This window comes from Psychrobacter sp. DAB_AL43B, from assembly GCF_900168255.1.
In the GTDB taxonomy this organism is placed as follows: Bacteria; Pseudomonadota; Gammaproteobacteria; order Pseudomonadales; family Moraxellaceae; genus Psychrobacter.
This window is the reverse complement of sequence record NZ_LT799838.1, coordinates 1,302,139-1,314,099: the sequence shown is the minus strand read 5'-3', so window position 1 is coordinate 1,314,099 and position 11,961 is coordinate 1,302,139. Positions and strand designations below refer to the sequence as shown.

The following is an 11,961-nucleotide window of genomic DNA, read 5'->3' as shown; positions in this document are numbered from 1 at the left end:
AATGACAATCACTAAAAATCTATCAGCGCTATTTATCAGTGCTATCTATCAGTGCTATCTATCAGTGCTATACGCGCTCAATGATAGTCGCAATTCCCATACCACCGCCTACGCACAAGGTGATCATCGCCGTTTTTAGGTCGCGACGTTCTAATTCGTCAAGTACCGTAGTCATGAGCATCGCGCCTGTCGCGCCAAGGGGATGACCCATAGCGATAGCGCCACCATTGACGTTGACAATATCAAGTGAGATGCCAAAGTCGTTGGCAGTATTGAGTGGTACGGCAGCAAAGGCTTCGTTGATCTCCCAAAGGTCAATATCTGACGCTTGCATGCCCGCTTTATCGAGGGCTTTTTGACAGGCAGGCGTCGGACCTGTCAGCATAATGGCAGGTTCTGAGCCGATGACTGAAGCCATGGTGATTTTGGCACGTGGTTTTAGACCAGCTTTGCGACCAGCAGCGGCGCTACCGACTAAACAAAGCGCAGCGCCATCGACAATGCCTGACGAGTTACCAGCGTGATGGACGTGGTTGACGTTTTCAATGGTGGTGTATCTGTCCAAGATAACGCTATCAAAACCCATTTTTCCCGGCATAATAAAAGAAGGGTTAAGGCCAGCTAAGGTTGCCACATCGGTGTTTGGACGAATGGTTTCATCTTTGTCTAACAACAGCATGCCATTCATATCGGTAACAGGGACGACTGATTTATCATAGTAGCCTTGCTCCCACGCGTTAGCAGCACGGCGATGCGATTCGGTGGCAAACTCATCGACATCAGTACGACTAAAGCCTTTGAGCGTCGCTATAGTATCTGCACCAACCCCTTGCGGGACAAAGTGAGTGGCTTCGTTGACGCGTGGATCCATATACCATGCCCCACCATCAGAACCCATTGGGACGCGGCTCATCGATTCTACGCCACCTGCGACCACCATGTCCTCCATACCTGACATGACTTTGGCAGCGGCCAGATTGATCGACTCAAGACCTGATGCGCAAAACCGAGACAGCGTTAAACCAGCCACACTCAGATCCCAGCCTGCATCAATGATCGCAATGCGGGCAATATCAGAGCCTTGTTCGCCAACAGGGGTTACACAGCCAAGCACCACGTCATCAACTAAGCTGGTGTCTAAGTTATGACGCTGCTGCATCTCTTTTAACAAAGTGCGAACTAGCCAAATAGGCGTCGCTTGATAAAGCGAGCCATCTTTTTTTCCTTTGCCACGTGGCGTGCGAAGTGACTCATAAATGTAGGCAGTCTCAGTCATAAAAAATCCCTTTTTGTAGATGGTAAATAGAGTTGGAAAATAACAGCTATATTATATTTATAAAATAATGGTAATTAATATTACCTTTAACTATAATACTTATAATCTCATTGAATACTAATCTGTATGGCTATTATATTAGAAAATTAATACAACTTGTGCAATCGATTATTTTACAATGGTAATATATATTGTCTTTATCGATTTACTATAAACTCTAAAACCCTTCAAAGGCCAATACTATAAAGGAACCCTAAGGTATGAAAACCACTCGCTCAAAACCACAACTCAGTGCTGATGCGAGCACTAATCACAGAGTTAGCAAGACTAATAGTAAAACCAATAGTACAGCCTCCAAAAAAGAGGCTCAGACTAAACCCTTATCATTGGCTCCTTTATCCGATATGCGACCCGCCACTTTAGACAAAATAGAAAAAGCAGTACGCCAGTTATTTGCAGGTCATGATGCAAGCGATATCACTATGATACAGATTGTAAATGCTGCAAACGTATCGCTGCAAACGCTCTATAAATATTTTGGTGATAAGCAAACGGTGCTCTACACCATTATGGACTTGGTGCTGGGGAGGTTAGCGGCGAGAATGATGGATCATCTACAAGGCATTGACAGTGTGGAGGATCGCTTACGTAAGACATTGTGGGTATGTCTTGATTTTGTAGATACTCAACCTGACGCCGTGATGGTGCTATCTAAAGTATCGATAGCGCGTTTTCACAACATTGCTATTTATAAGAATAAAGAGCTTATTAATGCGTTTTTGAGTGTACTAGAGGATGGTCAAAAACGAGGGGTACTCGTTGATACAGTACCACTGCATATTCTATTTGATGTGTTTATGGGGTTCGTCAGTCGACTTGGCATTATGCAGAATATTCGTCAAGCAGATACGCCACTAAATGCAAATTTTGACGTTTTATTCGGTATGTTGTGGCGCTCGATGTCTAAGCCTGAAATATCGGCACCCTAAAGTAGCATACAAGTTGCTGACGGTATTGCTCACAATAAAAAGTAAAAGTACTGCAACCACCCTGCCAACCCGATACGATCCGGATGCGAACGGGTGACCAAAATACCCGTTATCTTAGCTTTACGCCTGTGCAAAAACTATCTCAGGCAGCTTAATTCTATTTGATTAGTGTTTTATGCTTGGAAGAGTTACCATTTATTTTAGCTTTAAAGATAGTATCGATAAAGGATTGCATAAATTACTTTTATATATTACTTAATGTCCTCGAAGCTACTGATGCTTCTAACCATTTTTTCTTTAGTTTTTCGATGCCGGATTTATATGCAAGATACTCTCCCCTAAATACTTTTTATCTAATTTCATTTAATTTGAGACTTAAGATTGGATAGATTGCTATTAAAAATAGAAAGGCATTCTGCACCTTCTTCATTATCTAGATTGTCTAAAAACATATCTAATACTATCAGTTTGTTTTCACTTCCTAAACTATAAGTTATTAAGCCTGTCTCTATAACTCGTTTTGCCCATACTCTAAAGAAAGCCCATAGCATCACCTCTAATAAATTAGCCATTTCACGCTTTATATCATTATTTCCGAAAAGCAGCGTTTCTTCAATATACTTTTCATAAAAAGCAAACAATTTTGGGTTATCGAATGGAGGTTCTAAATAATTTATATTATCATTTAGATTAGAGAAGAAAATATCATAACCCTGAGAATATATAGATTCAAGATTTAAGCTCCTTATTGAATTCATATGGTCGGTATCAGTCACGAAGTCTTACTCCTTTACTATTATAGCTTTCATTTCTATCGTTTCCTTTCTTCCAATCTTTTGCTTTATCCCATTTCTTCCAATCACTACCAACTGCTGATAGTGTCGCGCTGATTGAGGTGCCAGTACTAACCACTTTATTAACAGTGATACCTTCGGGGATTGACTGAACGCGCGTAACGCCTTCTAACCTATTACCCTTAAAGGTTATATCCTTATTTTCACCAATCATTAATGAGGGATTGCTAGCACTAGTAATAGCGGATGATTTACCAACTGAGATAATACCCGACCCTGCATAATAAGGTATACCCTGCATTTTCCAATTAACTGAATTTAAAATATCCCCAGAGGGCAAAAGTACGGCATTGGTATCGTTATCACTCGCTTTGTTATTATATCCATACGATGACGATTCAAGATCTGATGTAATAGCTGCCCCTTTCATATTACGGATAGTAGTATTATTTAGGGTTAGCGATGTATTTTGAAGCGTTATTCCTGAACCATACCTGAACCATACCTGAACTCAATATAACTTAGTGTCGAGTCTTTACTACCAGCATTAAAGTTCCAACGATTTCCAATCGCCTTTTATTACCTTTTATTGCCTGATTACTGACTTTATTATCTTTAATTGAGGTCACAAAAATAGGCGCACTTGCTGTGCCTTTGGCTAATATCTTGCCATTCTCAACTGAGAGAGAAGATTGTGGCTGCATATAGACAGTCACTCCAGCCTCAATATCCAATACCGCTCGATTAGTAATAGCTATATCATTACTAATAATATAAGGGGAGTTAGCTTGACTCCATATCGTATTCGACGTGATATTATTACTAATATTCGTTTCAGCCTATACAAAAAAAATGCCAAGCACAAAGAAAAAACATACGATTAGCAATTGGCTAAGGTATGTTCTATTTAAACAATGAGATATGACATTTTTTGGACTGTACATAACGTGCCTTATAATTTAATGTCTTTAATGAGCCATGTTGTAATCACTTACATATATTTATTAAAAAGTCGAATATATGAAGCCTACTTATTTATTTTAAATAAATAAAATATAATAAAGCATTCCATTATTTACCATCTCTCTTTGATACTATCTCTTCTAGACCAATTTCCTGTTTCTAAATCTAAAATATTAACCATATTAGGGTCTATGGTCACCATATAGTCAGTTCAATATAAAAGAGGTACGTTAAAAATAGCATTATGCTGGGATAAATTTTCCTCGCTTGCTGTACGCTTCGCACTCCAGAGGCTTCGAAAAATTTATCCCAGCAGCACTGTATTCTTTTTAAAGTGTATGAACTATGATTCAACTGAGCTGGTATTTTGAACCGAGTCCAAAGTACACCATCAGCAATCATAATTAGCTCACCAAATTCTGGTGGGCTAATATACTTACTATCTAGCTTGTCCATATCTTTAGCTGATAGATGTTGCTCGTATTCTTGATGTGTCTTTTTCATTACTATAGTTTAACCCTATCAAGCATTGCTGCCTGACTCAAATAAATCTGCCTCCGATAAAGTCGCGGTGGTTCATTTATACTTTCAAATTCAATCATCTTTATATTAGCCAAATATTAAGATGAAATAAAAATCAATAAAAAAAGCCGAATGCTACTTTTAATAGTAACATTCGGCTTTTTTATGCGTGTTTCTAATAGTTAGAAAGAAGTACGGCGATAGTTGCGGTATGTTGGTAACCAGAAATTAGCTTTTAATCGACGTTCTAAATTTTCTGCCGTTACAGGTAATGCCAATCTATCTTCAATCGCTTGTAGGGCAACTGCATAGGCTATTTTTTCACTGATTTCTCTAATGAATTTAATAGGCGGTAATATGGCACCGGGTACTTTTTCATATTCCATTGAGATATCCGCAAGTGCTTGGCTTGCAGCCATTAACATATTATCGCTGATACCTGTCGCGTGTGCTGCTAAAACACCTAGACCAATACCTGGAAAGATATAGCTATTATTACACTGGGAAATCTCGAAAGACTGACCTTCAAAAGTGGTATTAGGGAAAGGACTACCCGTGGCAATAATTGCCTTACCACGACTCCAGTTAGTCACTTCCTGCGGTGTTGCTTCAACACGGGACGTTGGGTTTGACAGCGGTAATACAATTGGATTTTCAGTATTAACACATAACGCTTCGATAACCTCTTGGGTAAAGAGGCCTTTTTGCCCACTTACGCCGAACAATACCGTGATTCCTGCTTGTTTAACCACTTGCGCTAAACCGAGTTTCTGACTCTTATCCCAGTGTTCAATAGCTGATTTTTTTTGCACTAACGGTGCTTGGAATTCTTGCAGCTCTGTCATGTCATCAGTTAGTAAACCATAACGGTCAACCATAAATACCTGACTGCGAGCCTGCTCTTCCGTTAACCCTTCACGCTGCATTTGGCGAATAATATGCTCGGCGATACCGCAACCAGCTGAACCTGCACCTAAAAAGGCAATGTTTTGTTGACTAAGCTTTTGACCTTTATTTAAACACGCTGCTATCAATGTACCGACTGAAACAGCAGCGGTTCCTTGAATATCATCATTAAAGCAACATAGCTGATCACGATATTTATTCAATAATGGGGTCGCATTTTCCTGTGCAAAATCTTCAAATTGTAATAATACCTCTGGCCAACGACGCTTAACGGCTTGAATAAATAAGTCTACAAATTCATTATATTCATCGCCAGAAATTCTTGGATTTCTCCAACCCATATACATAGGATCATCAAGCAATTGTTGGTTATTGGTACCGACATCTAGTAATATTGGTAGGCAATAAGCGGGACTAATACCACCACAAGCGGTATATAAAGCCAATTTACCGATTGGAATTCCCATGCCGCCAATACCCTGATCACCTAAGCCTAAAATACGTTCGCCATCGGTGACAACAATCACTTTTACTTTTTGTTTGGTGGCGTTTTGCAGCATGTCATCGATTTTATGACGCTCAGGATAAGAGATGAACAAACCACGTTTACGACGATAAATTTGAGAGAATTTTTCACAAGCTTGACCAACCGTTGGGGTATATATGAGCGGCATCACTTCCTCAATATGCTGCTCAATCAAATGATGAAATAATGTCTCATTCGTATCTTGTATATTACGCAAGTAAATATGCTTATCCATATCACTCGTAAATGAGCGAAGTTGATGATAAGCACGTAATGATTGCTCTTCAATCGTCTCAATATTATGAGGTAATAAACCGGTTAAATTAAAGCTATCGCGTTCTTCTGATGAAAAAGCGCTACCCTTATTTAGTAAAGGGGTTTCTAATAGTGCTGGTCCAGCAAAAGGAATATATAACGGACGTTTGTTTGTCATAATAAAATCTTCTTATTAAAGTGTATGATGGTACAAAGTTAATGGTTTAAATGTTTTAAACGATTTATGAAATAACAGAAATGATTTAAATTCATATTTATATCTAACTTTCTTAACATTATTCAAACCAACACAATTCAGGATTGATACCCATAACAAATTAAATCTCTTCCATAAGCCTTCAGTATTGATAACGAAGGGATTGTTTTATTGGGTTTGCTTCATTGAATAAGTCAGTTAGAAGTCGAGCAATGCTAAAAAAATTGTAAAGATAAACGTGGTAAACCAATCACTCGACGAGGCGTTTACCATGACCAAGAAAATGCAGAGCTATAGTACAGAATTTAAAGCAGAAGCTGGCAAAAAAACTGCTAACTTAAGTGTCACGGCTCAGGAATAGCGATGTAAACGTTACCCTATTGGCTATTGGCAGAACAAAACCAATCAAAGTAAGTTTGTTGGCAAAAAACTATGATGACCTAGGTAAATCTTAACACTTGGATGTATCTTGACAAGTGAGCAGAAAATAGTCATTGTAATAGTTAAGCATAGTCTAGCACAAAGGTTATTTAAAAATACCTTGTTACAACTTACCATTAATGCTATATTTTAACTGGTTGATAAGTACCTACACTTTTTCAACCAAAACCTCTTAGTTTATCCTTCGTAAAAACCGTTACCGCAAGAACACCATAAAAAGAACGCAGTAAGTAGTAAAGTGACCAATCACCTGCAACTCCTTTCTTTGACATGGTTAATTTTTTAAATCTGAAAAACACAAAAACCAAACTGTATGAGTCAGGAAGACTCTTGCATTAAATTCGCATGAACCCCTGCTTATACTACTATTGTGCCCCCTTAATATGCACTTACAAGGATGTAAATCATGTCGCTACAAAACCCAATTTTTATTCCTGGTCCTACCAATATTCCTGACAGATTACGTCGCGCGATGAACGTGCCGACGCAAGATCACCGTGCTCCTGATTTCTCAGACACCTTCTTACCAGTACTTGCTGATTGTAAAAAAGTATTTGGCACTCAAGATAGCGAAATTATCCTATTCACCTCTAGCGGCACAGGCGGCTGGGAAGCTGCGATTAGCAATACCTTGTCACCTGGTGATAAAGTTCTGATTGCACGCTATGGTATGTTCTCTCATCGCTGGATAGATATGTGTCAGCGCCATGGACTTGATGTGCAAGTCGTTGAATGCGATTGGGGTACAGCCGCACCTGCTGACCAATTCCAAAAGATTCTAAGCGAAGATAGCGCGCACGAAATTAAAGCCGTCATGGTTACTCATAACGAAACCGCGACTGGTGTTTTAAGTGACATTAACGCGGTTCGCAAAGCCATGGATAGCAGTGACCACCCTGCTTTGTTATTCGTCGACGGTGTCAGCTCAATTGCTTGTGTGCCTTTTGAGATGGACGCTTGGGGCGTAGACGTTGCTGTCGCTGGCTCACAAAAAGGCTTTATGCTGGCAACTGGTATGGCAATATTAGGCGTCAGTCAAAAAGCCTTGGGTCATATGGAAGAAGCCAAGCTACCGCGTACTTACTTTGACTTCCGTGATATGTTGAAAGCCAATGCCAACGGCGGCTTTCCTTATACGCCACCATTAAACCTCATCTACGGTCTAAGAGAAAGCCTTGAAATGTTGTTTGACGAAGGTCTTGAAAACGTCTATGCACGTCATTACCGTTTAGCTGAAGGCGTACGCCAAGCCGTTAGCGCTTGGGGTATGAAGCTATGTGCAAAAACGCCTGATCTTTATTCTAATACCGTCAGCGCCATCTTTGTGCCTGAAGGCTTTGACAGTAACGAGCTTACTGACCATGCGTTTAATAAATACGGTATCTCATTTGGTATTGGTTTGGGCGAGATGAATGGTAAAGCATTCAGAATAGGTCATCTAGGTTCATTGACTGAAGTCATGGTACTAGCAGGGCTTGCAACGATTGAGATGGCGATGGTTGATTTGGACTACCCTATCAAACTGGGTCAAGGCGTCGCTGCTGCGCAAGAATATTATCGCAATACTGCACCAACTAAATAAAAGCTATTAGATAACAAGCCATTAAATAACGAGCTATTAAACAAAAGATGAAGGACTATTTTTTATGATCACAAACGAAGATGGATTAGTGATTCCAACCCTTGATGATATGCTAGAGGCGCATGAGCGCATTAAGCCATATATCCATCGCACCCCTGTTTTGACCTCTCGCTTTTTAAATGAGATGGCAGGTTGTGAGATGTTCTTTAAATGTGAGAACTTTCAAAAAGCCGGTGCCTTTAAAGTTCGCGGTGCATCAAACGCGGTGTTTGGTCTGTCTGACGAAGCCGCAAAAAATGGCGTTTGTACACACAGCTCAGGCAACCATGCCCTATCTTTATCTTATGCAGCAGGTCGCCGTGGTATACCGTGTAATGTGGTGATGCCGCATAGCGCACCAGAAGCTAAAAAAGCAGCGGTACGTGGCTACGGCGGTATTATTACTGAGTGTGAGCCATCAACCACTTCACGTGAAGAAGTGTTCGCCAAGGTTCAAGCAGAAACGGGCGGCGACTTTGTCCATCCGTACAATGACCCACGCGTAATCGCTGGACAAGCGACTTGCTCACGTGAATTTTTAGAGCAAATGGAAGAGATGGGTGTAAAACCTGACATGGTGGTAGCACCTATTGGTGGCGGCGGTATGATTTCAGGTACTTGCCTGACGCTATCGAACCTAGCCCCTGATGTCAAAATTTATGCTGCAGAGCCTGTCAATGCTGATGATGCCGCGCGCTCATTTAAAGCGGGTCATATTATCGCTGATGATGCACCAAACACGGTTGCTGATGGTTTAAAAGTGCCGCTTAAAGATTTAACGTGGCATTTTGTCAGCAATTATGTGACTGACATTTTGACGGCGACTGAAGAAGAAATCATTGAAGCGATGAAGCTGACTTGGACTCATATGAAAATCGTCATCGAGCCAAGTTGTGCCGTACCGCTTGCTGTCATTTTGAAGAACAAAGACGTTTTTGCAGGTAAAAAAGTTGGCGTTATCATCACTGGTGGTAACGTTGATCTTGATAAGTTGCCTTGGAACTAATTAATTAGAACTAAATATTAGGCATTAATAACTAAGCATCATTTGTACGAAAATTAAGCGTTAACTAAGCGCAAATAATGCGCAAGTTTAAACGGCTTTTTATAAAACTAACTCATAACATGGAAGAATTAAAATGATTACTGAAGAATTAGAAGTAGGTTACAACGTACCAGCCGCTGTTGGTATGGACGAAGCTGACATTCAAACCCCTTGTTTGATCTTAGACTTGGACGCCCTTGAGCGTAACGTCAAAAAAATGGGCGATTATGCTAAAGACCATAATATGCGTCACCGTAGCCACGGTAAAATGCACAAATCAGTTGATGTACAAAACTTGCAAGAAGAGCTTGGCGGCGCGGTTGGCGTTTGCTGTCAAAAAGTTTCTGAAGCAGAAGTGTTTGCACGTGGTGGTATCAAAGATATCTTAGTATCAAACCAAGTACGCGAGCCTGCTAAACTTAAACGTCTAGCTAACTTGCCTAAATTAGGCGCAAAAATCACCGTTTGTGTCGATGACGTCGATAGCGCAGCTGAGCTATCAGCTGCTGCAACCGAAGCGGGTACTGAACTTAATTGCTATATCGAAATTGACTGTGGCGCAGGTCGTTGTGGTGTTACTACTACCGAAGCCGTTGTTGAAATTGCTAAAGCAATTGACGCTGCAGAAAATATCCATTTCACTGGTATTCAAGCTTATCAAGGTGCGATGCAACATATGGATAGCTTTAGTGATCGTAAAGCTAAAACACAAGTGGCTATCGATCAAGTTCAACATGCTATTGATGCCTTGACTGAAATCGGTCTAAAACCAGAATTCGTTTCAGGTGGCGGTACGGGCAGCTACTACTTCGAAAGTAATTCAGGTGTTTTCAATGAATTACAGTGTGGCTCTTACGCATTTATGGACGCCGATTACGGTCGTATCTTAGATGAAGATGGCAACCGTATCGATGCTGGTGAGTGGGAAAACGCCCTATTCATCCTAACTTCTGTGATGAGCCATGCCAAACCTGACAAAGCCATCGTTGATGCTGGTCTAAAAGCGCAGTCAGTTGACAGTGGCCTACCCTTCATCTACGGTCGTGATGACGTTGAATATGTTAAATGTTCAGACGAACATGGCGTCGTAAGTGATCCAAATGGCGTACTTAAAATCAATGAAAAACTAAAACTGGTACCAGGTCATTGTGATCCTACTTGTAACGTTCATGATTTTTATATTGGTGTCCGTAACGGCAAAGTTGAAAAAGTATGGCCAGTATCTGCACGCGGTAAAATGTACTAAGAACTGTATTAAGAACTATGAGCTGAATTAGTTTGGTTTAAAGGGGCTGTTGTAGCTTTAGCCTACAACAGCCCTTATTTACTTAAAGTATTTAAGAATTACAAATTAAGAAGTATAAAAAGGAATTTATAATGAGTGAAGAAAATAACAGTAACGATGCTAACAATGAAGGCTTATTGATCGTATCAGAAGCCGCTTGCAAATCAGTGATTGATCGCCCTTCTGCATTTATCGCGGTTGAAAATGTGTTTGCATCTATGTCACGTGGCGATGCCTACAACTTTCCCGTTATTCGCGAAGCTATCGGTTATGCTGATGCGCTATATGGCTTTAAATCAGGTTTTGACCGTGCTGGTAAATCGCTGGGTTTAAAATCAGGTGGTTATTGGCCAGGCAATGCGGCTAAAGGTTTGACCAACCATCAGTCAACGATTTTCTTATTCAATCCTGATAATGGTAAATTGCGTGCCCTAGTTGGCGGCAACTACTTAACGGCGGTACGTACTGCCGCAGCATCGGCAGTATCAATCGCCCATCTAGCACGTAAAGACAGCAAAGTGCTTGGTATGGTTGGTGCAGGTCATCAATCTACTTTTCAGCTACGTGCCGCTCTTGAACAACGCAACTTTGAAAAAGTAGTTGCTTGGAATAAGAATAAAGATCGCCTTAAGAACTTACAAGCGGTTGCTGAAGAACTAGGCGTACCATTTGAGTCCGTTGAACGCGAACAGTTATGTAGCGAGGCAGATGTGATCATTACCATTACTTCAGCGTTTGAGCCACTGCTTATGAAAGAGTGGATCAAACCCGGTACGCATATCGCTTGTATGGGTACCGATACGGTTGGTAAGCAAGAAGTTGATGCTGCTCTGATAGCGTCTGCTACCGTATTTACTGATGAAATCGCGCAATCGATCACTATTGGTGAAGCACAGCATGCGATTAAGTCTGGTGCTATCAAAGAAAGTGATATTACGACGCTTGGCGATGTCATCAACGGTGAGCATCCGGGTCGTAGCTCAGCTGAAGAAATCACCATTTTTGATGGTACCGGTGTTGGCTTGCAAGATTTAGCAGTAGCTTCCGCTGCGGCTAAGCTTGCTGTCGAGAAAGGTGAAGCTCAGCACATCTCGCTATAGTTTTCGTTATAACTGTCATTA

The 11,961-nt window shown here is 40.7% G+C and carries 10 protein-coding genes; 5 read left to right on the top strand and 5 right to left on the bottom strand.

Annotated features, from left to right (window positions below; genetic code table 11):
* Positions 1–67: 67 nt before the first annotated feature.
* Positions 68–1,276 (bottom strand): acetyl-CoA C-acetyltransferase, encoded by a 1,209-nt coding sequence (locus tag DABAL43B_RS05725; protein ID WP_079691478.1) that lies wholly within the window; start codon positions 1,274–1,276, stop codon positions 68–70.
* A 260-nt stretch (positions 1,277–1,536) separates the two neighbouring features.
* Between DABAL43B_RS05725 and DABAL43B_RS05720 the strand changes: the two genes are divergently transcribed.
* A complete protein-coding gene (locus DABAL43B_RS05720) occupies positions 1,537–2,265 on the top strand; it encodes a TetR/AcrR family transcriptional regulator (RefSeq protein ID WP_079691477.1) in 729 nt (242 codons plus the stop codon).
* A 359-nt stretch (positions 2,266–2,624) separates the two neighbouring features.
* Here the strand turns inward: DABAL43B_RS05720 and DABAL43B_RS05715 are convergent, their stop codons facing one another.
* The 4 genes from DABAL43B_RS05715 to DABAL43B_RS05695 all read right to left on the bottom strand — a co-directional run bounded on the left by DABAL43B_RS05715 (position 2,625) and on the right by DABAL43B_RS05695 (position 6,409).
* Positions 2,625–3,041 carry a hypothetical protein gene (locus DABAL43B_RS05715; RefSeq protein WP_079691476.1) on the bottom strand — a complete coding sequence of 139 codons (417 nt, stop codon included), beginning with the start codon at positions 3,039–3,041 and terminating at the stop codon, positions 2,625–2,627.
* Complete coding sequence (locus tag DABAL43B_RS05710; RefSeq protein ID WP_079691475.1) at positions 3,034–3,489, bottom strand: hypothetical protein; 456 nt, start codon at positions 3,487–3,489, stop codon at positions 3,034–3,036. The genes DABAL43B_RS05715 and DABAL43B_RS05710 overlap by 8 nt, the downstream gene beginning before the upstream one ends.
* Before the next feature lie 91 nt (positions 3,490–3,580).
* Positions 3,581–3,763, bottom strand: a complete 183-nt coding sequence (locus DABAL43B_RS05705; protein ID WP_079691474.1) for a hypothetical protein — start codon at positions 3,761–3,763, stop codon at positions 3,581–3,583.
* A gap of 963 nt (positions 3,764–4,726) precedes the next feature.
* A complete protein-coding gene (locus tag DABAL43B_RS05695; RefSeq protein WP_079691472.1) occupies positions 4,727–6,409 on the bottom strand; it encodes an NAD-dependent malic enzyme in 1,683 nt (560 codons plus the stop codon).
* Between the two features lie 886 nt (positions 6,410–7,295).
* Between DABAL43B_RS05695 and bhcA the strand changes: the two genes are divergently transcribed.
* From bhcA to bhcD, 4 genes are all read left to right on the top strand, one after another.
* A complete protein-coding gene (bhcA, locus tag DABAL43B_RS05690) occupies positions 7,296–8,471 on the top strand; it encodes an L-aspartate--glyoxylate aminotransferase BhcA (protein ID WP_079691471.1) in 1,176 nt (391 codons plus the stop codon).
* Positions 8,472–8,535: 64 nt separating this feature from the next.
* A complete protein-coding gene (bhcB, locus tag DABAL43B_RS05685; RefSeq protein WP_079691470.1) occupies positions 8,536–9,516 on the top strand; it encodes a beta-hydroxyaspartate dehydratase BhcB in 981 nt (326 codons plus the stop codon).
* Positions 9,517–9,649: 133 nt separating this feature from the next.
* Entirely contained in the window at positions 9,650–10,801 is a 1,152-nt protein-coding gene (bhcC, locus tag DABAL43B_RS05680; protein WP_079691469.1) for a 3-hydroxy-D-aspartate aldolase BhcC, read from the top strand.
* A 131-nt stretch (positions 10,802–10,932) separates the two neighbouring features.
* Positions 10,933–11,940, top strand: coding sequence for an iminosuccinate reductase BhcD (bhcD, locus tag DABAL43B_RS05675; protein WP_079691468.1), 1,008 nt, complete (start codon positions 10,933–10,935; stop codon positions 11,938–11,940).
* Positions 11,941–11,961: the final 21 nt, after the last annotated feature.

Bases quoted from the DNA above. Each gene is read 5' to 3' on its own strand.
- DABAL43B_RS05710 (WP_079691475.1), bottom strand. From the start codon at position 3,489: ATGAAAGGGGCAGCTATTACATCAGATCTTGAATCGTCATCGTATGGA.
- DABAL43B_RS05695 (WP_079691472.1), bottom strand. From the start codon at position 6,409: ATGACAAACAAACGTCCGTTATATATTCCTTTTGCTGGACCAGCACTA.
- DABAL43B_RS05705 (WP_079691474.1), bottom strand. From the start codon at position 3,763: ATGCAGCCACAATCTTCTCTCTCAGTTGAGAATGGCAAGATATTAGCC.
- DABAL43B_RS05720 (WP_079691477.1), top strand. From the start codon at position 1,537: ATGAAAACCACTCGCTCAAAACCACAACTCAGTGCTGATGCGAGCACT.
- bhcB (WP_079691470.1), top strand. From the start codon at position 8,536: ATGATCACAAACGAAGATGGATTAGTGATTCCAACCCTTGATGATATG.
- bhcC (WP_079691469.1), top strand. From the start codon at position 9,650: ATGATTACTGAAGAATTAGAAGTAGGTTACAACGTACCAGCCGCTGTT.
- bhcA (WP_079691471.1), top strand. From the start codon at position 7,296: ATGTCGCTACAAAACCCAATTTTTATTCCTGGTCCTACCAATATTCCT.
- bhcD (WP_079691468.1), top strand. From the start codon at position 10,933: ATGAGTGAAGAAAATAACAGTAACGATGCTAACAATGAAGGCTTATTG.
- DABAL43B_RS05725 (WP_079691478.1), bottom strand. From the start codon at position 1,276: ATGACTGAGACTGCCTACATTTATGAGTCACTTCGCACGCCACGTGGC.